General features: G+C 51.8%; 22 protein-coding genes and 1 pseudogene. 4 read left to right on the forward strand and 19 right to left on the reverse strand.

Annotated elements, in window-relative coordinates:
• Nucleotides 1-5: 5 nt before the first annotated feature.
• The 8 genes from NSQ80_RS12860 to adhE form a co-directional block, all read right to left on the reverse strand.
• Nucleotides 6-1,613 (reverse strand): response regulator, encoded by a 1,608-nt coding sequence (locus NSQ80_RS12860; RefSeq protein WP_339299312.1) that lies wholly within the window; start codon nt 1,611-1,613, stop codon nt 6-8.
• A complete protein-coding gene (locus NSQ80_RS12865; RefSeq protein WP_260070925.1) occupies nt 1,588-3,438 on the reverse strand; it encodes a sensor histidine kinase in 1,851 nt (616 codons plus the stop codon). The genes NSQ80_RS12860 and NSQ80_RS12865 overlap by 26 nt, the downstream gene beginning before the upstream one ends.
• A 51-nt stretch (nt 3,439-3,489) precedes the next feature.
• On the reverse strand, nt 3,490-4,317 hold the full coding sequence (locus NSQ80_RS12870; RefSeq protein WP_260070924.1) for a carbohydrate ABC transporter permease: 828 nt from the start codon (nt 4,315-4,317) through the stop codon (nt 3,490-3,492).
• Nucleotides 4,317-5,201: a sugar ABC transporter permease gene (locus NSQ80_RS12875; protein ID WP_260070923.1), complete on the reverse strand. Its 885-nt coding sequence runs from the start codon at nt 5,199-5,201 to the stop codon at nt 4,317-4,319. Before NSQ80_RS12875 ends, NSQ80_RS12870 begins: the two co-directional genes overlap by 1 nt.
• A 93-nt stretch (nt 5,202-5,294) precedes the next feature.
• Nucleotides 5,295-6,680, reverse strand: coding sequence for an extracellular solute-binding protein (locus tag NSQ80_RS12880; RefSeq protein WP_260070922.1), 1,386 nt, complete (start codon nt 6,678-6,680; stop codon nt 5,295-5,297).
• 209 nt (nt 6,681-6,889) lie between these two features.
• A complete protein-coding gene (gene pflA, locus NSQ80_RS12885) occupies nt 6,890-7,630 on the reverse strand; it encodes a pyruvate formate-lyase-activating protein (protein WP_260070921.1) in 741 nt (246 codons plus the stop codon).
• 115 nt (nt 7,631-7,745) lie between these two features.
• Complete coding sequence (gene pflB, locus NSQ80_RS12890) at nt 7,746-10,013, reverse strand: formate C-acetyltransferase (protein ID WP_260070920.1); 2,268 nt, start codon at nt 10,011-10,013, stop codon at nt 7,746-7,748.
• A 249-nt stretch (nt 10,014-10,262) separates the two neighbouring features.
• Nucleotides 10,263-12,878, reverse strand: coding sequence for a bifunctional acetaldehyde-CoA/alcohol dehydrogenase (adhE, locus tag NSQ80_RS12895; protein WP_260070919.1), 2,616 nt, complete (start codon nt 12,876-12,878; stop codon nt 10,263-10,265).
• 436 nt (nt 12,879-13,314) lie between these two features.
• Here adhE and NSQ80_RS12900 point away from each other — a divergent pair, with 436 nt between their 5' ends.
• A complete protein-coding gene (locus NSQ80_RS12900) occupies nt 13,315-14,031 on the forward strand; it encodes a Crp/Fnr family transcriptional regulator (RefSeq protein ID WP_036645269.1) in 717 nt (238 codons plus the stop codon).
• A gap of 149 nt (nt 14,032-14,180) precedes the next feature.
• Here NSQ80_RS12900 and NSQ80_RS12905 read toward each other — a convergent pair.
• From NSQ80_RS12905 to NSQ80_RS12940, 8 genes and pseudogenes are all read right to left on the reverse strand, one after another.
• Nucleotides 14,181-14,353, reverse strand: a pseudogene (locus tag NSQ80_RS12905) (nitrite transporter NirC); the annotation flags it as partial.
• 266 nt (nt 14,354-14,619) lie between these two features.
• Nucleotides 14,620-15,333 (reverse strand): hypothetical protein, encoded by a 714-nt coding sequence (locus NSQ80_RS12910; protein ID WP_339299317.1) that lies wholly within the window; start codon nt 15,331-15,333, stop codon nt 14,620-14,622.
• 173 nt (nt 15,334-15,506) lie between these two features.
• Nucleotides 15,507-16,073 carry an FAD-dependent oxidoreductase gene (locus NSQ80_RS12915; protein ID WP_339299319.1) on the reverse strand — a complete coding sequence of 189 codons (567 nt, stop codon included), beginning with the start codon at nt 16,071-16,073 and terminating at the stop codon, nt 15,507-15,509.
• Between the two features lie 63 nt (nt 16,074-16,136).
• A complete protein-coding gene (locus tag NSQ80_RS12920; RefSeq protein ID WP_323076842.1) occupies nt 16,137-16,454 on the reverse strand; it encodes a helix-turn-helix domain-containing protein in 318 nt (105 codons plus the stop codon).
• 169 nt (nt 16,455-16,623) lie between these two features.
• Nucleotides 16,624-17,592, reverse strand: a complete 969-nt coding sequence (locus tag NSQ80_RS12925) for a sugar phosphate isomerase/epimerase (protein WP_339299322.1) — start codon at nt 17,590-17,592, stop codon at nt 16,624-16,626.
• 19 nt (nt 17,593-17,611) lie between these two features.
• Complete coding sequence (locus tag NSQ80_RS12930) at nt 17,612-18,694, reverse strand: Gfo/Idh/MocA family oxidoreductase (RefSeq protein WP_009225299.1); 1,083 nt, start codon at nt 18,692-18,694, stop codon at nt 17,612-17,614.
• A complete protein-coding gene (locus NSQ80_RS12935) occupies nt 18,687-19,457 on the reverse strand; it encodes a sugar phosphate isomerase/epimerase (RefSeq protein WP_009225298.1) in 771 nt (256 codons plus the stop codon). The genes NSQ80_RS12930 and NSQ80_RS12935 overlap by 8 nt, the downstream gene beginning before the upstream one ends.
• Before the next feature lie 34 nt (nt 19,458-19,491).
• The gene (locus tag NSQ80_RS12940; protein ID WP_260070917.1) at nt 19,492-20,550 is read right to left on the reverse strand and encodes a Gfo/Idh/MocA family oxidoreductase; all 1,059 of its coding nucleotides are present in this window, start codon (nt 20,548-20,550) and stop codon (nt 19,492-19,494) included.
• Between the two features lie 149 nt (nt 20,551-20,699).
• Here NSQ80_RS12940 and NSQ80_RS12945 point away from each other — a divergent pair, with 149 nt between their 5' ends.
• Nucleotides 20,700-21,521, forward strand: coding sequence for an AraC family transcriptional regulator (locus NSQ80_RS12945; RefSeq protein ID WP_009225296.1), 822 nt, complete (start codon nt 20,700-20,702; stop codon nt 21,519-21,521).
• A gap of 87 nt (nt 21,522-21,608) precedes the next feature.
• Here NSQ80_RS12945 and NSQ80_RS12950 read toward each other — a convergent pair whose 3' ends face one another.
• The gene (locus NSQ80_RS12950; protein WP_028538289.1) at nt 21,609-22,310 is read right to left on the reverse strand and encodes a TerC family protein; all 702 of its coding nucleotides are present in this window, start codon (nt 22,308-22,310) and stop codon (nt 21,609-21,611) included.
• A 454-nt stretch (nt 22,311-22,764) separates the two neighbouring features.
• Between NSQ80_RS12950 and msrB the strand changes: the two genes are divergently transcribed.
• On the forward strand, nt 22,765-23,754 hold the full coding sequence (msrB, locus tag NSQ80_RS12955) for a peptide-methionine (R)-S-oxide reductase MsrB (RefSeq protein ID WP_260070915.1): 990 nt from the start codon (nt 22,765-22,767) through the stop codon (nt 23,752-23,754).
• 65 nt (nt 23,755-23,819) lie between these two features.
• Here the strand turns inward: msrB and NSQ80_RS12960 are convergent, their stop codons facing one another.
• Nucleotides 23,820-24,386: a CGNR zinc finger domain-containing protein gene (locus NSQ80_RS12960; protein ID WP_339299325.1), complete on the reverse strand. Its 567-nt coding sequence runs from the start codon at nt 24,384-24,386 to the stop codon at nt 23,820-23,822.
• Between the two features lie 130 nt (nt 24,387-24,516).
• On the opposite strand from NSQ80_RS12960, the gene NSQ80_RS12965 reads away from it, so the two are divergent.
• Nucleotides 24,517-25,005: a DinB family protein gene (locus tag NSQ80_RS12965; protein WP_260070913.1), complete on the forward strand. Its 489-nt coding sequence runs from the start codon at nt 24,517-24,519 to the stop codon at nt 25,003-25,005.
• 29 nt (nt 25,006-25,034) lie between these two features.
• Here NSQ80_RS12965 and NSQ80_RS12970 read toward each other — a convergent pair whose 3' ends face one another.
• Nucleotides 25,035-25,700 (reverse strand): YitT family protein, encoded by a 666-nt coding sequence (locus NSQ80_RS12970; protein ID WP_323076849.1) that lies wholly within the window; start codon nt 25,698-25,700, stop codon nt 25,035-25,037.
• Between the last annotated feature and the right edge of the window lie 205 nt (nt 25,701-25,905).

Here is a 25,905-nt window from a genome sequence, read left to right on the forward strand (position 1 = left end):
TAGTTTTAAGATACGTTTGATTCCTTCTGCCGGTAATCCGACGGCGTCATGCCGGTATACTTCTGAAAGACCTTCGTGAAATATCGCCGTTCCTGATAGCCGATTGAACTGCCGATTTGTGCGATCGAACGCTCACTGGTACGCAGCAGGCATTTCGCCATTTCCATTCGCTGTTTGGTCAAATACTCTACAAACGTTTCGCCAAAATGGTTCTTAAAGAGTAAGCAGAAATAACTGCTGCTAATGCCGAGATAGTCGGCGATGTCCTCGATCCCAAAGTCGCGGCCGAGATGGTTCTGAATATAATTTTGCGCGGACATCATTAGCAGCTCCGTAGATTTCTTCGCGGACAGGGAGCTGCGCGCATGCTCGATGAGCGAAACGATGATCGACAGCAGCTCTTTCAAGCTCATCGGCTCCCGCAGCCGCTTCCATAGCCCTTCTTCCTGCTCCCTTGGGAGCATGTGCAGCTCGCGCATCTCGCGCAGCAAATGGATGAGCAAATAATGCATCAGCTTCTCCGCCGCACACGCCTGCCGTTCATCCAGACCGCCGATGTACGATTTCAATTCCCCGGCGATGCGATCCAAGACCTCGGTGCTCCCGTTGCGCAATCCGGTTCCAAGCTGCTCGATCCAGCCCCATTGCACTTCCACCGCGTCCTTATCCGGGGCGAAATCGTCTGTTGGCAGCGCGTCAGCCTTCACGAACCCTTCCTGCGCTGCTCCCAGAATCAACCGATGCTGCAAGCGATGGTACACAAGCGATAATTCCTGCAAACCATGTAGCCCTGCCGCCATGCACATCCGAACGGGAAGTTCCTCCTTGCTGCGGATGAGCTGTCGGATCCGCTCAAAGCCCGGCATCAGCGTCTCCTCGTCAACCGTCCGATCCGCTGAAGGGGACGGGAACACGAGGCACCATTCCCCCTCCCGGATCTGCAGCACAGTTAAGCTTGGCAAAACTTCGCCAAATACATCCTTCAGCGCATGCTTGATGTGCAGATTCCACGCTTTTCGTTCATGGAGCGTCCAGGCGATGGATCGGTGCGAATAACCTTCCAGATCCAAGAGCAGCATGGCGTAACGCCGCTTCGCTTCACCGGCGTCCTCGTCGTCCCACAACAGCCCTTCCGCATCTGTCTCCTGTCCGAGCAATGAATGTAATAGGAAGTTTTCATTGGCCAGATCAACCACCTGGTTCATCCGCTGCTCCTTGTTCAGGTTTTTGCGCTTCTCGCGAATCTGTTTGGCGATCCCCCGAACCGTCTCCTCCAGCTCAAAATAATTGATCGGCTTGCAAATATAATCCTTCACGCCGTAACGTATTGCAGTTCGAGCATACTCAAATTCCTGATACCCGGTCAACAGCAAAATTTCGCAAGGAATCTCCCGCTCCCGGAGCTCCTGCAGCAGTTGAATGCCGTCCATCACCGGCATGCGGATATCGCTTAAGATCAAGTCGGGACGATGCTGCGAAGCCATCTCTAACGCTTCCTTACCGTTCTTGGCCAACAAAACAACTTCAAACCCCATTTCCTCCCAAGGCAAAACCTTCGACAAGTTCGTGAGTATATGAATTTCGTCGTCAACCAGCAACGCTTTTAATTTCATCGTGATCCCCCGCCTCATATCTTGGTATCACACATTGAATCGTCGTCCCGTACCCGGGCTGCGAGCAAATAAACAATCCGTATCTGCTGCCATACTGAAATCTTAGCCGATCCGACACGCTGCGAAGCCCCAAGCCCCGGCGTTCATGATTCGGATATGGCGCCATGGAACGATACGCCGGATCGTCCAAATCCGCGTATTGGATCTTCGCCAGCTGCTCATTGGTCATCCCAATTCCGTTATCTTCAACCCTTAGCAGAATGCGGTCTTGCTCCATTCTCCCCGTGACCGTGATCCTGCCTTTATAATCGATGCCCTCAAACCCGTGCTGAATGCTGTTCTCCACGAGCGGCTGCAGCGTTAATTTCAACAGCAGACAGTTCATCATTTCGTCCGGAATATCAATCGAATACTCAAACAACTCCTCGAAACGGAACTTCTGAATTTCCAAATAGCTGCGCATATGCTCGATTTCGAGGCTCAGCTTGATCTCTTCCTTGTCTTGAATACTGATCCGCAAAATATTCGCCAGCCGCAGCACCATTTCGCTGACCTTACGCCCTTCGTTTTGGACGGCAAGCACGTTAATCGATTCCAACGTATTAAACAGGAAATGCGGCTTAATCTGAGCCTGCAGGACGCGCAGCTCGGCGTTGGCCTTCAGCCGTTGCTCCCGTTTCACTTGCTCAAACAGCTCATTGATTTTATCCATCTGGTTATTGAAGCCCTTCTGCAGCAGAAGCAGCTCATCGTCGCCTTTCTCATCTACCCGAGCTTTCAGGTCACCGCTTTCCACCTTGCGCATGAACCTGACAATCACACCAATCGTTCCTGTGATCCGGTTCATAAAGATCAAGTTAAATAACATCGCCGTCAGCACGCACACACAAATAATGGCAACAAACCATTTGGCAAAGGTCGTCACCTCCTGCGACAAATAGCTCCAGGAAGTAACCGAAACTAGACTCCACGGATAATCCTGCAATTTATAAATGGAGATAACGCTCTCTTGGTTGTTAAATTTACCTTTAAAGCTCCGATACCCCTCGCCGCTCTCCCATTTCAATTTTTTTGGCAGGTACGCTTCGATTTGCTGTCCATCCAACTCCAATTGATAATCGTATAGAATCAGGCCTTTGTCATTCACCAGCATAAACCGGGTATCGCGCATCTGACTGCCCAGCTTCAGGTTCTGAAAAATCTTCTCGAACTCCCAGTTCTTGATCTGCACCACCAGCACGCCAACCCGCTCCAGATTGCTAAGCTCCTTAATCAGGCGGATTTGCGTAAACACGTTGTCCGATCCGGTTAATTCCGGATATTCGTGGGGAGCGATCCATTTCGGTTGGCCGTTAAGGGCCATCACTTCGTTATATAAAGGATGCTCCTTAAATTTTTCGTAGGGCAGCGTCTCGAAATTTTCCTTATTAAATATCGCGATGACATTGGATTGCCGGCCCCCATGGATGTTGTACAAAAACGCGTAGTCAATGGCCGGATGGCTATACAGCAGGGAACGGAAATTTCGCTGATTGGCGTTCAGCTCCAGTTGGGTCGTGGCCGTCAAATCCTGGGTATCCGGGTCCTTGGCTGATAAAGCGGCCTGAAACACCCCTTTGGAGATGCCATTATCCGTGACGTTATTCATCTCCTGAAAGACGTTCTTAATGCTGTAGCTGATCGCCTTCAGTGAATATTCCGCCTGCTGGCTGTATTTCTTCTCAATCGAGTTAAACGTAATCCAAAACGTGATAATGCCTAACACAAACAATGGAATGATGACTAAACCCAAAAAGGCGGTAAACAGCTTAATGCGCAAATTCATCGGCGGCAGCTCCCAATTGGTAAGACTATCCCTATTCTAACACGCCACGATCTAACCCTTAACGCTGCCGGCCGTAACGCCTTCAATTATTTTTTCCTGAAGCACCGCATAGATGATCATGACCGGCAGCACGCTGAACACGATGCCAGCTGACATCTGCGCGTAGTTGGTGTTGTACGCATCGCGGAATCCAACCATCCCGACCGGGAGCGTACGAAGTTCTTCTTTGGATAGAAAATAGTTCGCCAGCAAAAACTCGTTCCAGTTGCCGAGGAAATTGATGATAAACACCGTCACGATCGCCGGTACTGTCAGGGGCAGCATCACGCGAAAGAACATCCCCGCTGAGCCTAAACCGTCCATGACAGCTGCTTCTTCAATTTCACCAGGGATCGAGCGCATAAACGCCGCCAGAATGATGACCGAAAACGGAATCGCGTTCGCCACATAAGGCAAAATCAACGCCATATGCGTGTCGAGCACGTTCAGGTTGCGCATCATGCCGTAGATCGGCAGCAGCAACGAGTTGTTGGGGATCAGCATCCCCAGCAGGATCAGCTGGAACACGACCGCGCTGATCCGATTGTACCGCATGCGCGTTACGGCAAAGGCCAGCATCGCAGCAAACAGGATCGACAAGCACGCCGATAATACACCGATATATAAGCTATTGAAAAAAAACGTGCTGATCTTGGCGTTCACCCAAGCATTCATGTAATTGTCAAAAATAATCGACGACGGCAACCCAAACGGATTGGAGGCGATCGCTTGGTTATCGGTTTTGACCGAAGAGAACAACACGAACAGAAACGGATACAAAATGATGAGTAGATACGCCATCAGGAACAGATGCGGGATCGTCTTTTTCAGCACTCTCATCAGTATTCAATCCTTTCTGTGCGTCGAACGACAAGAATTTGGTACAAGGCGGTAATAATGATCGTAAAGGCAAAGATCAGTACGGCGATGGCGTTGCCAAACCCGTGGCGGAAGCTGGTGATCGCGTAACGGATCATGTACGTCGCCATGACGTCCGTCGAGCCGGCCGGCCCGCCCTTGGTCATGACCAGCACAATATCGGCCGCTTTCATGGCGCCAGCCACCGACAGCATCACGACGACGCTAATGATCGGCATGATCAGCGGAATGGTGATTCGGATCGCCCGTTGGATGCCGCCCGCTCCATCAATCGCCGCCGCTTCGTCCAACTCGCGCGGGATCGCCAGGATCGCCGCCAGGACCATTACGATGTAGAACCCCGTCCACTGCCAAGCATTCGTAATCAGGATGGAGAGCATCGCCCAATTTTTGTCGGACAGCCAGTACACCGGGGGAATGCCAAAGATCCCAAGCACTTGGTTCATCAACCCGAAATCCGGGTTATAAATGAACCCCCACAAAATACCGATCACGGCAGTGGACATGATCGACGGCATAAAGACCGCGGTCTTATACAGTCCCTTGAGCTTCTTGACGTTTGCGATTAAGAGGGAGAAAAAAACGATCAGCGGAACTTGGATCAGACAGGAGAACAGAATGAAATATACATTGTTCCGCACCGATTTCCAGAACGCTTGATCCTTAAACGCCATCTCGTAATTATCCAAACCGATATAGGTCATATGCTTGGAAATACCGTTCCAGCTGGTAAAGCTGTTGTTGATGGCGGTAAAGATTGGATAGATGAAAAAGGCAAGAAACAAGATCAATGCCGGGAGAACAAATAAGCTGTAAATCAGAGGACTTCTGAGCGCTTTATTCATGCCTATACCTCCGTAGTTGGAAGCAAGGGCGTCCCCAGAACCGCTGCCGGCGGGTGACGCCCTTGTTCGATGATCAGTCTTAAGAATTAACGATTATTCCGCTGCGGCATTGGCTGCATCTTGCGCTGCCTGCACATTTTCCAGCATCTTCGCCGGCTCGATTTCGCCGCCGATGATTTGTTGAATGCCCATGCTCAGCGCCGTATTCACTTCCGCTTGCACGAGCGCGTCAAACGCCGGGAAGGAAGTGCCGATTTCACTTACCGCTCTAAAAATATCCTGCATCAGCGGGTCGTCGGACGCCGTCTTCATTTGCTCCAAATCCATCTTCATGGCCGGAAGTACGCCGTCTTCTTTCAAGCCGCGCAGCTGCATTTCTTCCGTCCACATGTTCTTAATGAACTCCTTAACGGCCGCCAGCTTCCGCGGATCCTCCGCCACCGCACTGGAGAAGCCGTAACCGTTGTTGGCATCCTGCATGACGACGACCGGATCCCCTTCATTCAACGGCGGCATATTGAAGAAGCCGATTTTACCCACCATATCGCCGGCTTGAGCCGGATCGCGGAAGACGGAGTTCGCCCAGGAGCCGTCCATCATCATGATAGCCTCGCCCGTAATAACCTGGTTTCTCATATCCGCGTATTCAAAGCCCAGTTCGCCTTTCTTAAAGTAACCTTTTTGAACCCATTCCTGATGTTTGGCAATCGCCTTAACCATATTCTCGTCCGTCCATTTCGTTGCGCCTGTCTTGAAGCCGTAAGTGATCTCCGGACCGGCAAAATAGGACCACAGGTTATTGGTCGTCATCAGCGGAATCCAAGCATCCTTGGAGGACTGAGCAAACGGGATTTTGCCGTCCGCCTTGATTTTCTCAGCGATTTGCTCCAGCTCCCCAAGCGTCTTCGGCACACTCAGCCCTTTGGATTCAAAGTACTCTTTATTATAGAAATACCCTTCGATGGAACCCCCGATTGGCAAGCCGTATACTTTGCCGTCAAGGGTAAACGGATCCAGTGTCGTAAATTTATCTTTAATGCCCAATTCTTCGATGATCGGTGTCAAATCCAGCATCAGGCCTTCCTTGGCATATAGCTGGGCATCCGGACTGCCAAATACGTCGAAGATTTCCGGCGGTTTGCCCGCGGCCATTTCGCCCCGCAGCTTCTCTTTGCGGTTCACTTCGGAGTCCACCGCATCCAGCTTGATGGTTAAGCCCGGTACAGCAGCTTCCGTCTTCTTGACGACGTCCTCCAGCATCGCCAGGCGGAACTTCTTGGATTCCCCAACCTGGGTGTGGCGGATCGTGATTTCAAACGGATCGTTGTTCGTTTCCGTTTCGGTCCCCGCATTTGACGTGCCCTGACTTTCATTCGACGGGGCAGCATTGTTTCCGTTGTTGCCGGATTTGCCGCAGCCGGCGAGCAGCGCGGATGCAACAAACACAAGAGACAGCAGCAGCACCAAACTCTTCCTCATGTTAGATAGACCCTCCTCAAACTCGTTTATGTGATACACCCTCATTATAGAAAGCGTCACCACCTTTGATAAGGAGGACATTTTTCTATTAAGGGGATAATATCCTCTAAAAACCAAAATGAAAACGGTTAAACCTAACGTATATCGAGAGGTTTAACCGTTTGGAATTGAGATATTGGATTTTAGCGTGAGAATATATGACATAGATTTCACGGTTTGGCTGGTACTTGCTGCTCGCCTTCACGAATCAACCGATAAGCTCGTTCGATCTCTTCATCCGTTGGCGAAGGTACGCCTTCCAGCGGATAAGCCCAACCGAGCTCCTGCCATTTGTACACGCCCATTTGGTGGTAAGGAAGAATTTCGAATTTCTCCACGCCCTTCAGGCTGCCGATAAATCTCCCAAGCTCCAGTAAATCCTGCTCATCGTCGTGGATGCCGGGCACATACACGTGACGAATCCACATTTTCCGATCATGATCCGACAGCCAGCGGGCCATCTTCAACATTCGATCGTTGGGTTTGCCCGTCAGCTTGATATGCTTCTCGTTGTCGATATGCTTCAGATCCAGCAGGACCAGATCCGTTACATCCAGCAGATCGCGAATTTTATCCCCTTCATTATAGCCGTTCGTATCCAGCGTCGTATGAAGGTTCCAGCGTTTCTTCACTTCCCGGAACAATTCCGTGACAAACGGCGCCTGCAGCGTCGCTTCGCCGCCGGATACCGTCAGTCCGCCGCCCGATGTACGGTAATAGTTCAAATACGGCTCGATCTCGGCCAGAACTTCCTCGACGGTCATCTCCTTGCCTTCCGTCAAGCTCCAGGTGTCCGGGTTATGGCAATATTGGCACTGCAGCAAGCAGCCTTGCATAAAGAGGACGAAACGAATCCCCGGTCCATCTACGGTTCCGAACGTTTCTAACGAATGTATGCGACCTTTAAGCATCTTCGTCACCCTTTCCCTAATTCGCCTCCGATAAAGGAATGAGGAGAAAGGCGATCCAAGCCCAACTCCCCATTTTATCGTTCAGCTTCAATTGTTGCTGCCCGTCAGCAGGTTATTACATTTTGCCGTGGAAGGTCCGGTTGATGACATCTAGTTGTTGTTCACGGGTCAACTTGATGAAGTTCACCGCATAACCCGATACACGGATTGTTAATTGCGGATAGTTTTCCGGATGTTCCATTGCGTCCAGCAGTTGTTCGCGGTCAAAGACGTTTACGTTCAAGTGATGCGCTTTGCTGCCGAAGTACCCGTCCATCATCGATACGAGGTTCGATTTCCGGGTTTCCGTGTCTTTACCCAAGGCCTTCGGCACGATCGAGAACGTATTCGAGATGCCGTCCAAGCTGTGCTCATATGGCAGCTTCGCTACCGAGCTCAGGGAAGCTAACGCCCCTTTCTTGTCGCGGCCGTGCATCGGGTTCGCCCCTGGTGCGAACGGTTCGCCGGCTTTACGTCCGTCCGGCGTGCTGCCTGTTTTCTTACCATATACAACGTTCGACGTAATTGTCAATACCGATTGGGTTGGCAGCGAGTTGCGGTACGTTTTATGCTTGCGGATCATGCCCATAAACGTTTCAACCAGCTCTACCGCAATTTGGTCAACGCGGTCGTCGTTGTTCCCGTAGCAAGGGAACTCGCCTTCGATTTCGAAGTCTACGGCAATGCCGTTTTCGTTGCGGATCGGTTTCACTTTGGCATATTTGATCGCACTGAGCGAGTCAGCCGCTACGGACAAGCCGGCGATACCGCAAGCCATCGTGCGGAGAATGTCGCGGTCGTGCAGCGCCATCTCGATCCGTTCGTAGCAGTATTTATCGTGCATGTAGTGGATCACGTTCAAGGTGTTCACGTACAGCTTAGCCAGCCATTCCATCATCGGGATAAAGCGTTTCTTCACTTCGTCATAGTCGAGGTATTCCGAAGTGATGGCCGGATATTCCGGACCAACTTGGACGCCGGATTTTTCATCCTTACCGCCGTTGATCGCATACAGCAGAGCTTTCGCCAAGTTTGCGCGAGCGCCGAAGAACTGCATTTGTTTCCCGATTCTCATCGCGGAGACGCAGCATGCGATACCGTAATCGTCACCGTAAATCGGACGCATCAGATCGTCGTTTTCATATTGAATCGAGCTCGTCTCGATCGATACCTTCGCGCAGTATTTCTTGAAGGCGTCAGGCAGTTGCTCCGACCAGAGCACGGTCAGGTTTGGTTCTGGAGCCGGCCCCAGGTTGTACAGCGTATGCAGGAAGCGGAAGCTGTTCTTGGTTACGAGCGTCTTGCCGTTTACGGACATCCCGCCGATCGATTCCGTTACCCAAGTTGGGTCGCCGCTGAACAGTTCGTTGTACTCTGGCGTTCTCAGGAATTTCACGATCCGCAGCTTCATGACGAAATGGTCAACCAATTCTTGAGCTGCTTCTTCGGTTAATGTTCCTTCGGCCAGATCGCGTTCGATGTAAATATCGAGGAACGAAGATACGCGTCCGAGGGACATTGCCGCACCGTCTTGTTCTTTGACCGCTGCCAGATAACCGAAGTACAACCATTGGAAAGCTTCCTTCGCATTGTTCGCCGGTCTGGAAATGTCGAATCCGTACATTTCGCCGAGCTGTTTCAATTCGCCTAAAGCGCGAATTTGTTCAGAAATTTCTTCCCGAAGCCGGATCACATCTTCATCGATGACATCTACTTCAAGAGATTTCAATTCTTGTTGTTTTTGCTTGATCAAGAAGTCTACGCCGTACAGGGCAACGCGGCGGTAGTCCCCGATGATCCGACCGCGGCCGTATGCGTCAGGAAGACCTGTGATGATCCCAGCCTTACGGGCGGCTCTCATTTCCGATGTATAAGCATCAAATACCCCTTGGTTATGGGTTTTGCGAATCGTTGTAAACAGATTTACGATCTCAGCTGGCAGATCAAAGCCATAAGCTTTGCACGCATTGATGACCATGTTGATCCCGCCGAATGGATGGATCGTGCGTTGGAAAGGGGCTGAGCCCTGAACGCCTACGATTTGTTCCTTCTCTTTATCCAAATATCCAGGAGCATGGGAAGTGATCGTGGATGGCGTGTTCACGTCTACATCCAGGACCCCGCCGGCTTCCCGTTCTTTCACGGACAGCTGCGATACGATATCCCACAACGCTTTCGTGTTCGCCGAAGCGCCTTTCAAGAAGGACTCATTACCTTCATAAGGATTCACGTTTGATTGGATAAAATCGCGCGTATCCACTTCCTTCATCCATTTCCCAGGTTTGAAGCCTCTCCATGCGTTTTGCGCCTTGGTTTCTGTTACTTCTCTTTCGATCACCGACATCTTGATTCCCTCCATTTTTATATGTGGTCGCGGTTGAAGGTCTATCCCGCGCCTCATGATCCCTAAAATTTGTGATACTTTTCACAACTTAGACAATTATGGTGCCCGGCCCCGAAGGACCGGGTTCCACTCCGTTAACAAACTTCTGAGGGATCATTTATATTGTAATCATAGCTCTTCCTATCCAAAAAGATTGTGACAAATATCACAATAAGTGATATTTGTCACCATTTTTACACGCCTGTTCACTTATTCTTCAAATCTTCCATAGAAGGCGTCGCGATAAATCTCAGCCAGCTCGCTGACCAGCGGCAGCTTCGGATTCGCAGTCGTACATTGGTCTTCGAAGGCACGGTCCGCCAGGTAATCGACGCGCGATTCGAAATCCTTCGCATCGAAGCCAAGCGCTTGGAACGATTCCGGAATGCCCAGCTTCTTGTTCAGATCGCGCACCGCTTTGATCAAGCTCTTCACGCCTTCTTCCGTCGTGCGAGCCGGCAGACCCAGAATGCGGGCGATTTCCGCATAACGTTCATCGGCAACGAAGTTTCTGTATTTCGGCCATGCCGCGAATTTCGTTGGTTTCTTCGCATTGTAGCGGATGACGTGCGGCATCAGAATCGCATTGGTACGTCCATGGGCCGTACCGTATTGACCGCCCCATTTATGCGCCAAGCTGTGGTTGATGCCAAGGAATGCGTTGGCGAACGCCATCCCTGCGAGCGTCGAAGCATTGTGCATTTTCTCGCGGGCCAGCTTGTCGCCGGTCAGCGCCGATTTCTCCAGGTATTGGAATACCAGCTGGATCGCTTTGATCGCCAGACCGTCCGTGTAGTCGTTAGCCATGACCGAGACGTAAGCTTCGATCGCATGCGTCAGTACGTCCATACCGGTATCTGCAACAGCCACTTTCGGCAAGCTGTAGACGAACTCAGGGTCAATGATCGCAACGTCCGGCGTCAGCTCGTAATCCGCCAACGGGTATTTCGTGTTGCCGTTGATTTTATCGGTAATAACCGAGAACGAGGTAACTTCGGAACCGGTACCCGATGTCGTTGGAATGGCCACGAATTTCGCTTTTTGGCCAAGACGCGGATATTTGTAGATCCGTTTGCGGATATCCATGAATTTTTGCTTCAGATTGTGGAAGTCGGTATCCGGATATTCATAGAACAGCCACATGCCTTTCGCCGCGTCCATCGGCGAACCGCCGCCCAGGGCGATAATGCAGTCCGGTTGGAACTTCGCCATCAGCTCAGTACCGCGTTGTACGGTCGTGGTCGATGGATCCGGTTCAACGTCCGAGAACACTTCGATGGCTACCGGCGTTTGGCGTTGACGCAGGAAATGTTCGACTCTTTCCACGTAGCCGAGCTTCACCATCATCGGGTCAGTAACGATCATGACGCGGGAGATGTCCGGCATCTTCGCCAAGTATTGCGTCGAGTTTTTCTCGAAGTAAATTTTGCTAGGCACTTTAAACCATTGCATGTTCACGGTACGATGATTCACCCTTTTCACGTTGATCAGATTCACGGCCGTGACGTTCGACGAAGTCGAGTTGCGTCCGTACGATCCGCAGCCCAGCGTCAGCGACGGCAGGTTTGTGTTGTAGATGTCGCCGATACCGCCTTGCGAAGAAGGTTGGTTCACCAGGATCCGGCAAGTTGGCATCCGATCGGAGAATTGTTGAATCACTTCCTCATTGTTCGAGTGGATTACCGAGGAGTGACCCATGCCGCCGAATTGCACAACTTCCAGCGCACGTTTAATGCCTTCCTCTGCATTCTTCACTTTGTAGCAAGCAAGTACAGGACTCAACTTCTCTGCGGACAATGGGAATTTCGGACCAACGCCTTCGATCTCGGCAACGAGAATTTTCGTTCCGGCCGGGACGTCGATGCCGCACATTTCCGCGATTTTTACGGCCGATTGACCAACGATCGCAGGGTTCACCGCACATTTCTCCGCGTTGATGGCTCCTGCGGTCAGCTTGGCAGCTTCTTCTTTATTTACAAAATAGCAGCCGTTGGCGATCATTTTCTTCTTCACTTGGTCGAAGATCGGTTCTTCGATAATCACCGCTTGTTCGGATGCGCAAATCATACCGTTGTCAAACGTTTTGGACAGGATCAGGTCGTTGACCGCTTGATCCAGATCGGCGCTCTTCTCAATGAAGCAAGGAACGTTACCAGGGCCTACGCCGAGGGCCGGCTTACCGCAGCTATAAGCTGCTTTAACCATCGCGGAACCGCCGGTAGCCAGAATGCAAGCGACATCCGGGTGATTCATCAGCGCGTTCGTGCGGTCCATGGATGGATTTTCGATCCATTGGATACAGTCCGCAGGTGCCCCGTGTTTAACAGCGGCTTCAAGCAATATTTTAGCGGCTTCCGTGCTGCAGGCTTGCGCGGATGGATGGAAGCCGAAGATGATCGGGTTGCGAGTTTTGATGGCGATCAGAGATTTAAAGATGGTGGTCGACGTTGGGTTCGTGACCGGGGTAATCCCCATGATGATCCCAACCGGCTCGGCGATTTTTTGGAAGCTCTCGTAAGGATTGTCTTCGATGACGCCTACTGTTTTTTGGTACTTAATGCTGTTCCAGATATACTCGGTTGCAAACATGTTCTTGATGATTTTATCTTCGTATACGCCGCGTCCCGTTTCCTCGATCGCCATTTTCGCCAGATGCATATGCTTGTCGAGCCCAGCCAAAGCCATCGCTTGCACGATCTTATCGATCTGCTCCTGATCCATGCTCATGAATGCTTCGGAAGCTTTCTTGGCTTTGTCGATCAACGTTTGAATATACTCTTGCGCGGTTGGCTGAGCTTTAGCAGCTACTTCGTTTTTAACAGCCATCTCTCTCATCCTCCTAAATTTTGATTTAGGGATTGCTTGCAGATGGTGGTCCTAAATCTTATTTGTGAAAAAATTCACTTGCAAGCGAATCCTTATGAAGCTTGTGCGCTTCTCTTTATGTCTTGATCATAGCACAGGCTTTTGATTTTGTATAGTGAAATTTTTCACATACTTTAAAAAAGTTGAAAGTTTTCACTTGTCACGATAAGTTTTTCATATATACTTTACATTGTGTACATAGTATCACCTTTAAATACTTACCGATCGCCAGTTTATTATTTTGCACCGTTTTTAGTGAGAACGTACTGTTCGACATAGTGAAATTTCTCACAATGTTCACTTTTTCGGGCTTTACAGCCCCCAAAAACTAAAAAAAACGGGTTATAATTAATTTAAAATTTTCAGAAAAATTTGGAGCACAAAGGGGAAATCGATGATGAGTGAAATTGTGAATGCCACCCTGCCCCGCGGCAATACGAGCTGTTTTTCAGAGCAAAACTTCAATCGCCTTCTCGTTACGATGAAAGACAAATCTTATCCCGAGGGGACACATTTGTTCTGGGAAGGTGACTATTCCGATAAACTGTTCTACATCAAGCGCGGCCGTGTGAAGTTGACGAAATCGACGGATGAGGGCAAAGAATTGATCCTCTACATGTATGGTGTCGGCGATATGGTTGGGCAAGCCGATCCGTTCTTCAGCTCGAAGCATAGCTTTACCGCCGAAGTCATCGAAGACTGTGAAATCGGCATTATCGAGCAGAAGGACCTGGAAATCATGATCTGTCAGCATTGCGATTTCGCCATCGATTTCATGAAATGGATGGGCATCCATCACCGTTTGACGCAAACCAAATTCCGCGATCTGATGATGTACGGCAAACCGGGCGCTTTGTGCTCGACCTTGATTCGCTTGAGCAATACGTACGGTGAGCCGCACGGAGACGCCATTCTGATCAATAAGAAGATCACCCATACTGACTTGTCCAACATGATCGGGGCAACGCGCGAAAGCGTCAACCGGATGCTGAGCGACCTGCGCAAGAAGGATGCGCTGGACTATGAGAACGGGATGATCGTGATCAAAGATCTGGTCATGCTGCAAGATATTTGCCACTGCGAGCTGTGCCCGAACGAAATCTGCCGCATTTAACCGCCTAGTACTCCCCCCATATTCGGCGTTAGTTCTAGCGATTTGAACCGTCCCTTGAGTGCAGGGCGGTTTTTTTGCTTTCTATTAACGTGAAAAAAAAATCCCCCAATCCTCTTCGCTACCCATTGAGGTTGGGGGATAATTTGCATCTATACTTTCTTGCGCACGGGCGAAATGAACCAAAAGCCATGCCGACGAAAACCGCGCCGCCCACCATATTGCCCAGCGTGACCGGCACCATGTTGTGCAGCCAGCCGGCGAACGTCACCGTATCCGGATGTTTTGGCAGCAGCAACGACAAGCTGAGCAGCGTCAGGGCGAGTCCGAAGGACATCCCCATCAGCATAGTCTGATACGGCGATTTGGCCGCCGCCAAATCGGCAAGATCAGCGAGTTGGAGCCGGTAGCAATCAGCACTTTATCGTACGGGACACGCAGACCGTTTCGGCAACCGAGGACTTTGTGATTACATTCACATTAAAAATTTTAACATACTTCTGTCATAACTTTTTTCAATTTTCTATTGAAAAAAAATCCGCTCTCCCGGATCATCACCAGAATTGCGGATTCCCTAAGCTAATCGTACTTCTAACGCGTCATCAAGGTAATCTCCACGTAGTCCTGCGGCTTTAATTTCATGTCCAGCCCATTATCCAGCAGCTTCTTCCCATTCACCTTCAGGACCCACTGCTCGTCCTGCTGGGACGTATAGCCGCCGACGGAGATGATCGATTTATGGTTGGGGTTAAACTGAACCATTCCGCTGCGCTTCAAGAGGTCTCGAACGGTGGTATTATCGCTGTATTTATGAACAAAATATTGCTTCTGGCTGCCCCCGTCGATAATCAACAGCAAAGACGCCAGCGGAGGGATCGCTTCATAGCTGTCCACCGTCTTGACGTATACCAACAGCTTGTCGCCCATTTGCAGCTCCTGATCCCAGTTCGTAGGGGCGAGTTCCTTATCATTCAGCCGGGTTCCCCATTCCAATGCCGAATCCAGCGACACTTCCCCAACCGATTGAATGGCCGACCGATCCTCTGTAAATTTGACGATCCCGCTGCTCGCCAAGGCATGACGTACCGTTAGCCCGTCGATATAATCAAAATGCAGGTTGCGCGTCACATCAGGGATAAAGGTGCCTCCGTCGATCGTTAATGTAATGTCGTGGGGATGTTCTACTTCGGTTTCCTGTGTTTCCACCGGTGCCGGTTGTTCGGTAATTTGGCCGCGGGCGCACGCCGACGCGATTATGATTATAGCCAGTCCTGCCATACATCCAACGAACCATCGCCATCTCATGTACATAGCCGCCCTGCCTTTCTCCACATCATTGTCCCAACTTCGGCATGATCCTATTCCTTCATCCTAAGCATACCGGACAAGGCGCAGGTTCTCAAATTTCGGGCATCCCCTGATTTTGCAAAAATAAAAGACCTCCCGTAAATAGGAGGCCTGTCGTATGTTCAGATGTCTTACTTAAGTACGTCGTGATCAACGTAGCGTTCGCCGTTCATTTCGCTGATCAGCTCAATCGCTACCTTCGCGCCGTCGCCGGCGGTAATGATCGTATGCACGCTTACCCCGGTAACTGTTCCCGCTGCCCATACGCGCGGAATGCTCGTACGGCCTTGGCCATCCGTAGCAATCACCGTCTTAATTCGAGGTTCGCGGCCTTCCTTCAACTCCAAGCCGATAGCGCTTGCAAGGTCGGTTAACGCGCCGGTGGCCAATATGATATGAGACGCTTCATAACTGCGGCCGGATTCGGTCTTCACCGTAACCGTTGAACCACCGTTCGTATCGATGTCAGTTACTTTCTCTTCAATGAACTTCGCGCCGAATTTCTCCGCTTGCTCCCGGCCGATCTTCAGCAAATCGGGTCCGGAAATGTCCTTCGCACCGTAATGATTCTCGATCCATGCCCGCTTGGTCATGCTGGTGTTGCTGTCCAGAACGAGCGTTTCTTTACCGGCCTTCGCCAAGAAAAGTGCTGCACTGGCTCCTGCAGGTCCTGCTCCAATAACAATTACATCAGCCACACGTACACCTACTTTCTATTATATTCCATGCCGCCCGCTCGCCGGTAACGGCATGTTTGTTGTTTACTTAATCCACTCTTCCGCCCAGGACTGCACTTGTTCCATAACGGGACGAAGCGCCCGGCCTTTCTCCGTTAATTCATATTCAATCCGAACCGGCGTCTCGGGATAGACATGGCGAACCAGGATTCCTTCACATTCCAGATCCTTCATCCGCTCGGATAACATTTTATCGCTCATGGAAGGAATCTGATTGGAAATATCCTTAAATCGCTTGGGACCGCTCATCAGCGTTTTGATGATCAGACCGTTCCAACGTTTGCCTAAAAACGAAAATGCCGATTCAAACCGCGGACACATCGCCTGGGAATGCTCATCCATAAAATTCACCTCGTTATCATCGCCGACCTAAAGGCTGAAAGCTTACAATTTGTTAGTATATATCATAATAGCATATTTATCGAAGGAAAGTAAGGGGGATGACCGATCATTTAAAAAAACGACCGCCCAGGCGGCGGCCGCTAATATAGTATATTACGTTGGTTGTAACTTATACCCACCACATTTCGGCGGCAGAATCCTCCACCAGCACCTGCTGAAGGTTGCGTACCGCCTTCGTAAACCCTTCGTCGATCGACATCAGGCCGTCTTCATGCTCGATGCTGACGACATAGTCGTAGCCGTACAAGCGAAGGGCGCTGATGATGTCCGCCCAGGTTTTCAAATCATGGCCATAACCAACCGTACGGAACTGCCAAGCCCGGTCCTGCATCATGGTATAAGGCTGCATATCCGTAAGTCCGTAACGGTTCACGTTCACCGGATCAATCGTCGTGTCCTTGGCGTGGAAATGGTGAATCGCACCAGCCCGGCCAAGGATCGAAATCGCCTGCACCGGATCAATCCCCTGCCACCACATATGGCTCGGGTCCAAATTGGCGCCGATAGCTTCCCCGGCCGCTTCGCGCAGGCGAAGCAGCGTGGCCGGCGTATGCACGGAGAAACCGCCGTGCAGCTCCAAACCGATTTTCACATGATGCTCTGCGGCATAACGGCCCATTTCCGACCAGTACGGAATCACCTTATTGTTCCACTGCCAATCGAGGATTTCCTGGTAATCGTTCGGCCACGGTGCGACCGGCCAATTCGGGTATCTCGCATCCTCATGATCACCGGGACAGCCGGAAAACGTATTAACAACCGGCACCTCCAGCAGTTCAGCCAATTGGACGGTCTTGACGAAGGCGTCATGGAACTCTTGCGCCACCGCCTTTTGCGGATGCAGAGGATTTCCGTGGCAGCTCAGCGCACTGATCGTTAATCCGCGCGATTCCACCGCCCGCTTGAACTCCTCCCGCGCTTGTTTATTCTCCAGCAGTACATCGGGATTACAATGCGCGTTGCCAGGATAACCGCCAGTCCCGATCTCTACGGCTTTTAACCCCTGGGCGGCTGCCTTATCCAACGCCTGCTCCAACGGGAGCCCTCCGAACAATACGAGAAATACGCCTAATTTCATTCCCGGTCCCCTCCCGTGATTAATCAAAATAAACGGTCTTACCTGTTCTCGCCGACTCGTAAATCGCTTCCAAAATTTCCGTGACGACCAGCGCTTGCTCCGGCTTCACCAGCGGTTCCTTATCCTCGAGAATCGCCTGCACCCAAGCTCTTGCTTCACGCGTTGCCTCGGTTTCCTGTTTGCCCTCAAAGAAGGCAACGCCGCCCGAACCCAAATCAATCTTCGTTTCATACAGGCGACTCATTTTCTCGCCGTTGATGCGCAGGCCGTTGGTCATGTCCGCGCCGCCTTCCGTCCCGCACAGCAGCGTCTTCGCTTCGCCGATATCCACGATGTTCAGCGCCCAGCTCGATTCAAGAATGATCGTCGCGCCGTTCTTCATCGTAATGAAGCCAAATGCAGAGTCCTCCACTTTAAATTCCTCCGGATTCCAAGGCCCAAACGCATTTGCTGCATTCTCGCGGCTGCCGAGTTTATGGAAGACGGAACCGGTGACGCTCTTCGGCTCGTAGTTGTTCATCAGCCACAAGGTCAGGTCTAGGGCATGGGTCCCGATATCGATCAACGGACCGCCGCCTTGCTTCTCCTCGTCGAGGAAGACGCCCCATGTCGGCACTGCCCGGCGACGAAGCGCCAGCGCCTTGCCAAGATAAATGTCGCCGAGCTCACCTTTTTCGCAAATCTCCTTCAAATACAAGCTGTCGCTGCGGAACCGGTTTTGGTAGGCGATTGTCAGCTTCTTGCCCGTACGCTTCGCTGCATCCAGCATTTGACGAGCCTGCTCTGCCGTCTTAGCCATCGGCTTCTCACACATGACATGGCGACCGGATTCCAACGAATCAATCGTAATTTCGGCGTGGGAATCGTTTGGCGTGCACACATGCACAACTTCAGCATCGCTTTCCTCTAACAGCTGGCGATAATCGGTATACACCTTGGCGTTCTCCCCGCCGTATTGCGCTGCGGCTTTGGCTGCGCGCTCCTCGATAATATCGCAAAATGCGACCATCTCCACCTCAGGCTGCTGGGCCAGGCTTGGCAAATGTTTTCCATTCGCAATCCCGCCGCAGCCGATAATGGCTACTTTCAACGTTTTAGACATGAAGTTTACCTCCTTTTTGCGCATAGTCACGTACCCATTCCATGCTTGTCTGAATGCTCGTGAGCGAATCTCCGGCGCAATGATCCTGCTCGACGATTAACCATTCCACCCCCGCAGCAATCGCAGCATCGCCGATTTCCGTGATGGCAATCTCCCCGCGGCCAAGCTCAACCGTATCCGGCGAACCGTCCGCCTTCTTGACCACGTCCTTCCAGTGCACCAGCGGAAGCCGCCCCGTATATGTAGCGATATAATCCAGCGGATTCGCTCCAGCAAAGGCGACCCAGCAGGAATCAAGCTCAACCTGCAACAGGTGTTCAGGCACTTGCTCGTAGATGGCGTCAAGCACCGGCTTGCCGTCGTGCTGTAACGTCAGCTCAAAATCATGATTATGATAGCAAAGCACCAAATCTTCCTCTTTGCACTTTTCACCGAATTTTTTCAAATCTTCGATGATTTCCGACCAACGGTTGCGGTCTTCCTCTGCCAAATAAGGAACGATGATATAGCGGCTGCCAATCGCTTTATTAAACGCCAATTCCTCGTCGATCGCTTCCTTCAACCGGGTATATGGGGTATGCGCACCAATCGCCGTTAATCCCGTCTCCCGCAAAATCTCCTGTACTTGCTCTGCCGTGCGCCCGTAAAATCCGGCAAACTCGACCCCTTGATAGCCAAGCTCTGCCACTTTGCGCAAAGTTCCTTCAAAATCCCGTTCCAAATGATCTCTTACCGTATACAACTGCAAACCAAGCTTCGTCATGATTTCATTCTCCTCTTCATCATAGTAAGTCCGATTAGAGCTCTACAGGGCTCAACAGGATATGCCGACCTTCCTTCGAGGACCGGGCAACCGCATGCATCGCCTCCAGGACATGATAAGCCAGTTTGCCGCTGGCTCGATGCTCCCGGCCTTCCTGTATCGCTTGCACCATTTCCTCAATACCGCGTCCCCGCTCGTTATCTCCGCTGGCAAACACCGGCGGCAGCGTCTCCCAAGTCTCTTCCCCGGCCCGACGCAGCTTCACCTCACCGGTAAACCAGTTCGGATCAGGGACTTCCAGCGTACCTTCGGTGCCGTAAATCTCAATCCGCGGCAGCATGCTGCCGCCCCGCACGTCAAAGCTGGTCACCAGCGTACCGATCGCCCCTCCCACAAAATCCAGCGTTGCGCTGTAATGGGTTGGCGTATGAACGGGAATCGGGGTGCCCGCTTTGGGACCGGACCCGATCGTCCGCTCCGGAATCTGGCTTCCCGCCGAACCGCTGATCCGGCGAATCGGTCCAAGTAATTGGACCAGCGCCGTCAGATAGTACGGCCCCATGTCGAACATCGGCCCGCCGCCTTCTGCATAGAAGAACTCCGGATTCGGATGCCAGCTCTCCGGCCCGCCGCTTACCATAAACGCGCTGGCTGCCACCGGACGGCCGATCAGCCCGTCTTGAATCGCCTTGCGGGCCGTTTCCAGTCCGGCGCCAAGGAAGGTATCGGGGGCACAGCCGACGCGAAGATGGCGTGCAGCGGCCAGCTCCAGCATTCGACTGGCATCCTCCAAGTGGATGGCCAGCGGCTTCTCCACGTAGACATGCTTGCCGTGCTCCAGAGCCGCAATGTTAATCGCCGCATGGGACGAAGGCACCGTGAGATTCAGAATCAGGTCGATCTTAGGATGCCGCAACATTTCTTCAACTGTGAATACGTTTTCAATTCCGAATTCCTCGGCCCGCTCGCGCGCCTTCTCCGGAAACTGGTCGGCCAGCGCCACAACCTTCAGCCTGTCGCTCTTCGCCAAATGACGGAGGTAAGCCGGACTGATGTTGCCGCAGCCGATAATGCCAATCTGGATGTCTGTCATTTTGGTCACTCCTGCCAAGCAGATGTTTGTCAATTTGATGCGCTACCCATGTACCATGGTATTTCAAATTGCTCCAATGTAAAATGAATAATATGATTGAAACATGAACAATCTGGTCATTTTTTTCGAGAACCCTGTGGAGGACACCGATGAACAAAGAGGTAAACCTGCAAATTTTACATGCCGGCTATTCGTTGCACCGCAAGCCGTTCCACACGACCCAGCCGAACGGGCACGAAAATTATCTGATCCGCCTGCAGACGTTAGGCAAATGCCGTACGCGGTTAAACGGGCGGCTGGAGTTGCTTGAGCCTGGGGATTTGCTGCTGTTTGCCCCCGGGGACCCTTACGAGCTGAAAATCGAAGCCGAAACGAACGGAACAGGCGAACCGGTGGTTTCCAGCGGAGATTACCATATTTTTTTGTCCGGGGAATGGATCGAGTCCTGGTGGAACCGCCGGCCGCTTCCGCACCGCTTGAAGGTTCCCCTGTCCGAAGGGATGGTTGGGGCCTTCCGGCAGATTATGCTGGAGCAGCGCCGCATCTCCAACCCGATGCCGGAAATCTCCGAGTACTACTTGAAGATTCTGTGCCTGGAGATCGAACGGAATTTGCTCGAGCAGCCGCAGCCCACCTATCCTACCTATCTTGCCCACCGTCTGAAAAATTATATCGAAGAAAACGCCTCCTCCCCATTTAAGCTGGAGGACGCTGCAGCCCACGTCGGCATCAGCGTGTCGCGGGCGGTGCATCTGTTCAAGCAGGCCTTTGGCACCAGCATGATTCAATACACGCTGGAGGTGCGGCTGAACATGGCGCGCGAGCGGATTATTTTCAGCCCTCTGTCGCTGGAGCACGTTGCGGAAAGCTCCGGTTTCCCCAGCTACAACTACTTTCATAAAGTGTTCCGCAAGCGGTTTGGCATGTCGCCTAAGCAGTTTCGTTTATCTGCCCGGGAGAACAACACTTAACTCCGGAGCCAAAAAATCGCAAAAAAACAACGCCGCGACGGGCCAAATGATCAGCCACCTGCGGCGTTGTTTGCATGCGTTTTTCCTTTAACTTCCGTTTGTCTGCGGCATCGCTTTCGCTTGGTGAAGCCGCGCTTTGCGCTTCTTCATGAATTTGCCCAGCAGCACGACAGCGGCGATGATGAGCAGCTCGAAGCCGTATTTAATCCAAGGGCTGGCGAACCAGTCATGAATCAGCGGTTCTTCGACGATCATCTTGGATGCTGTCCAAGCCAGCACGGCTGCCCCAATCGTAATGACGATCGGAAAGCGTTCAGTCAGCTTCAAAATCATCGTGCTGCCCCAAACCATAATCGGTACGGATACGGCCAGACCGATAATGACCAGCATGGTGTCCCCGTGCGCCGCGCCAGCTACCGCAAGCACGTTGTCGAGGCCCATCATGGCATCGGCGATGATGATCGTGCGGATGGCCGCCCACATCTGGTTTCCGGCCTTGATCTCATGACTTTTCTCCTCAATCAGCAGTTTATAAGCAATCCAGACTAATGCAAGCCCCCCGGCAAGTCGTAAACCCGGGATGTTGAGCAGCTGCACGACGAGCAGTGTCATGATCACCCGGATCAGAATCGCCCCCAGGGTCCCCCATACGATAACTTTCTTCTGATCCTGTTGCGGCACATTGCGGGCGGCAAGCCCAATGACGATCGCGTTATCCCCGGCTAAGACGAGGTCGATCAGGACGATGGATAATAAGGCCATCCAAAATTCCGGTGACAGTAAGTCCATGTTCTCTCCCCTTTCTAAATGTTCCATGCAACGGATCTATTTTTTCTGGATAACGGCCTCGCCATTCACGTCAATTGCCGCTGGCCTGCAAAGGCTGCGAGACGGTACAATCGGACGTTCGATATGGCTGGGACTACGGGAAGATCCCACCGTTCCAAAAAAATACGCCGTGTCCGTATTGGGCACGACGCATTTACGCATCAAAAAAGACCTTTACCCAATACTCGCTACGGGCAAAGGTCTCGCTAACAACTCTTCGTTGCCAATAAAGCCGGGGTATGTATAACTCCCGTAATGACGACTTTATTGTAACAGCTACTCCCCTTTGGGAACCATGCATGTTTTATTGAGTTATATTATAGCACGCACTTTACGAGAGAACCAGCCTTTTATGCTATCATTTTGGCTTTGTGCCAAAACAAGTTATAATAGTGATGAAATGGAGGGATCCCAAATGAGTCCATCATCAAATTCCAATCTCAAATTAGCCACGTTTGCCGGAGGCTGCTTCTGGTGCATGGTATCACCATTCGAGGAACTGCCCGGCGTTCACGGCATTATTTCTGGATATACCGGCGGTCATACGGTGAACCCTACATACGAGGAGGTTTGCGCCGGGAATACCGGGCATTACGAAGCCGTGCAAATTACGTACGACCCGGACATCTTTCCTTACCGCAAGCTGCTGGAGTTGTATTGGCAGCAAATTGATCCAACGGACGAAGGCGGCCAATTCCATGACCGCGGCGATTCGTACCGGACCGCGATATTTTATCATGATGAGCAGCAGCGTCTGGAAGCGGAAGCTTCCAAGCAAGAGCTTGCGCAAAGCGGCCGCTTCGATAAACCGATTGTCACCCCGATTCTGCCGGCAGCCCCATTCTATCCTGCCGAGGAGTATCATCAGCAATACCATAAGAAGAATCCGGGACACTACCGGCTGTATCGCAAAGGCTCCGGCCGCGAGGATTTCCTGGAGCGCCACTGGTCCGGCCCTGCCGATCGGGAAGAGCTGAAGCGCAAGCTGACGCCGATCCAATATGAGGTCACGCAAAATAATGCGACCGAGCGTCCTTTTACCGGAGAGTATTGGGACCATGAGGAAGAAGGCATTTACGTCGATGTCGTTTCCGGCGAGCCGTTGTTCAGCTCCCGTGACAAATACGATGCCGGCTGCGGTTGGCCGAGCTTTACCCGCCCGATCCGGAGCTACCACATCAAGGAGAGAACCGATACCAGCCATTTTATGATTCGCACTGAAGTGCGCAGCCGGCTGGGTGATTCCCATCTGGGCCACGTCTTCGAGGACGGCCCAGAACCAACGGGACTCCGCTATTGCATCAATTCCGCAGCGCTCCGCTTCGTGCCGAAGGCCGATCTGGAGAAGGAAGGGTACGGCGAATATCTGTATCTGTTTGAAGACGCGCCAAAATCGCAAAAGTAAATACCCCAACAAGAAACAGGCAGCCCCTCTCGGCCGCCTGTTTCTTGTTATTTATAGAAGAATCGCTATTGCTCGCTTTGATCGATTCCAGTCTTCTTCCGGGCGCGAAACCGCCGTACCTTCATCAGGTTGCCGCACGTCTTGTCTTCGCAGTATTTCTTCGTCCGGTTGCGCGTGTCATCGTAAAAAAACCAGCGGCAATCGGGGTTATCGCACATGCGAATCCTTGACGTTTCCCCGTTAAGCAGCGTTTCACCGAAGCTGGCGGCAATCTCTGCCCGCACATGGCGCCAGTCCTCCGTCACTGGAACATATTGCAGCCGGATGTCTCCCGGTTCTCCGGACAACCTGCGGGTAACCAGATCCTGCGCCAAATGTTTATTGAGCACCTGCCAATCCGCCTCCTCCATCTTACCGCCTCCCGCCAGTTTGACCGTTAAGGCATGCAGGCGTTCCCGAAAATGACGCATGGCCAAGACCTCTTCCGCCGGCATCGGCACAGGAGCAGTCAATTGCCATTGATTAAGGAACCACTGCTGCCAGTTCAGCTTCTCCAGCCGATCTTCGCTGCGTCCGCTTCCCCGCCAGTCATGCCACTCGCTGTTCAAAAAATCACTCCATAATGTTTCCACTTCGAAGCCCCCAAATCCGTAACGACCTAATCAATAAATAAATGGTTACATTTCTCATTTCTTCTGCTACAATATCATTGTAACCCTTGAAATCGTAATTAGCCAGTTACAATGATAAGGAGGAAATGGAATGAGCATTACCCCCGTCGATTTACTCGTTGTGCAAAAGGACAATACTTGGGATGTCGAGGAATGGATCGTGCCGTTGTCGACAGCATTGGAGGGATTGACCGCCGAGCAAGCTGCTTGGGCTCCTCCGGGAGGCGGAAATACGATCTGGCAAACCGTCAATCACATCAATTATTATAACGGGCGGATCCTCAGCCGCTTAAGAGGAATCAATCCGGGCCCGGCCTTAGAAAAAAACGAAGACACCTTCGCCGGAACCGGCGGGACCTCGGATGAAGCGGCATGGGCCGACGTTCTGGCCGAAACGAAACGAATCCAACAGGAATTGCGCGAGGCGATCGCTTCTTTAACCGATGAAGCCCTAGGGGCACCATACGCCAATACGGGCGAATCGTTCGGACGCGAGCTCTCCCGCTGGTTGCTGCATGATGCCTACCACGCCGGACAAATCGTGCTGATCCGCCGGCAGCAGGGATCCTGGAGATCCTAATAAATCTTGAAAAAAAAACGGCCCGAGCCTTAAGCTCGAGCCGTTTTCTCTTTGATTGGGTGGTAAGGCAGCCGCATCGGCGACAGTTGTCCCTGACCGTAATGGACGGTCCAGGTGATCACTTTGCCGGCGATCAGCACTGCCAATATGGTAAACATCGTTTCTTTGAATGGTAAATATAACAATGAGACCGTCAGCACGACCGCATCCATGATAATAAACATCGTACCGATCTTAATGCCGGACCACTGGCTTAGCAGCATGGACAAGATATCGTCCCCGCCGCTCGCTCCGCCGGCCCGCAGTACAAGTCCCGCCCCGAAACCGGTGAGAAGACCCGACAATAATGCGGCCAACGGCAGATTGCCGTGCAGGTTCATCGTCAGCGGCGAGAATTGCTCGCACAGCTCATAAACCAGCGAAAACGTCAGTGATGCCACCACCGTATTCATCACGAACCGATGGCCCTTCAGCCACCAAGCAAGCACCACGATCGGCAAATCGAGTGCGATCATGGTTAAGGCCGGAGGCAGGTTAAACAAGTATTTGCCAAGCAACGCCAGGCCAACAAATCCGCCTTCCGACAGTCCGTTCTGAAAATTGATGTGGTAATACGTAAACGCCAATAAACTAGACCCTGCTAACATCATTAATAACCGAGTACCGTACGTTTGCCATCTTGCTTTTGTCCTCATTTGGAATCCCTCTTATCGTAGTTTGGTTGACCATCCGGCAACACCCTACGGAGTGAGTCCATGAGGAGTTCATCCTTCGCATGATTTCACGCTTCTTTCGTAGGTTTGTCGCCGAAATACCGACTAGCTACGAAAGGAGCTAAGTATAAGAGAGATCACAACGTTTCCAAATCGTCCTTTGGGATTTCGTCCTTCGGGGACACAT

Origin of the sequence: Paenibacillus sp. FSL K6-2441, from assembly GCF_037964765.1 — a bacterium.
Lineage (GTDB): Bacteria > Bacillota > Bacilli > Paenibacillales > Paenibacillaceae > Fontibacillus > Fontibacillus phoenicis.

Bases quoted from the DNA above. Each gene is read 5' to 3' on its own strand.
- pflB (WP_260070920.1), bottom strand. From the start codon at position 10,013: ATGTCGGTGATCGAAAGAGAAGTAACAGAAACCAAGGCGCAAAACGCA.
- NSQ80_RS12970 (WP_323076849.1), bottom strand. From the start codon at position 25,700: ATGAGGACAAAAGCAAGATGGCAAACGTACGGTACTCGGTTATTAATG.
- NSQ80_RS12865 (WP_260070925.1), bottom strand. From the start codon at position 3,438: ATGAATTTGCGCATTAAGCTGTTTACCGCCTTTTTGGGTTTAGTCATC.
- NSQ80_RS12950 (WP_028538289.1), bottom strand. From the start codon at position 22,310: ATGGACTTACTGTCACCGGAATTTTGGATGGCCTTATTATCCATCGTC.
- msrB (WP_260070915.1), top strand. From the start codon at position 22,765: ATGAGTCCATCATCAAATTCCAATCTCAAATTAGCCACGTTTGCCGGA.
- NSQ80_RS12880 (WP_260070922.1), bottom strand. From the start codon at position 6,680: ATGAGGAAGAGTTTGGTGCTGCTGCTGTCTCTTGTGTTTGTTGCATCC.
- NSQ80_RS12900 (WP_036645269.1), top strand. From the start codon at position 13,315: ATGAGTGAAATTGTGAATGCCACCCTGCCCCGCGGCAATACGAGCTGT.
- NSQ80_RS12945 (WP_009225296.1), top strand. From the start codon at position 20,700: ATGAACAAAGAGGTAAACCTGCAAATTTTACATGCCGGCTATTCGTTG.
- NSQ80_RS12965 (WP_260070913.1), top strand. From the start codon at position 24,517: ATGAGCATTACCCCCGTCGATTTACTCGTTGTGCAAAAGGACAATACT.
- NSQ80_RS12925 (WP_339299322.1), bottom strand. From the start codon at position 17,592: ATGAAATTAGGCGTATTTCTCGTATTGTTCGGAGGGCTCCCGTTGGAG.
- NSQ80_RS12870 (WP_260070924.1), bottom strand. From the start codon at position 4,317: ATGAGAGTGCTGAAAAAGACGATCCCGCATCTGTTCCTGATGGCGTAT.
- pflA (WP_260070921.1), bottom strand. From the start codon at position 7,630: ATGCTTAAAGGTCGCATACATTCGTTAGAAACGTTCGGAACCGTAGAT.
- NSQ80_RS12875 (WP_260070923.1), bottom strand. From the start codon at position 5,201: ATGAATAAAGCGCTCAGAAGTCCTCTGATTTACAGCTTATTTGTTCTC.
- NSQ80_RS12930 (WP_009225299.1), bottom strand. From the start codon at position 18,694: ATGTCTAAAACGTTGAAAGTAGCCATTATCGGCTGCGGCGGGATTGCG.
- NSQ80_RS12860 (WP_339299312.1), bottom strand. From the start codon at position 1,613: ATGAAATTAAAAGCGTTGCTGGTTGACGACGAAATTCATATACTCACG.
- NSQ80_RS12940 (WP_260070917.1), bottom strand. From the start codon at position 20,550: ATGACAGACATCCAGATTGGCATTATCGGCTGCGGCAACATCAGTCCG.
- adhE (WP_260070919.1), bottom strand. From the start codon at position 12,878: ATGGCTGTTAAAAACGAAGTAGCTGCTAAAGCTCAGCCAACCGCGCAA.
- NSQ80_RS12935 (WP_009225298.1), bottom strand. From the start codon at position 19,457: ATGACGAAGCTTGGTTTGCAGTTGTATACGGTAAGAGATCATTTGGAA.
- NSQ80_RS12920 (WP_323076842.1), bottom strand. From the start codon at position 16,454: ATGGATGAGCATTCCCAGGCGATGTGTCCGCGGTTTGAATCGGCATTT.
- NSQ80_RS12910 (WP_339299317.1), bottom strand. From the start codon at position 15,333: ATGAGATGGCGATGGTTCGTTGGATGTATGGCAGGACTGGCTATAATC.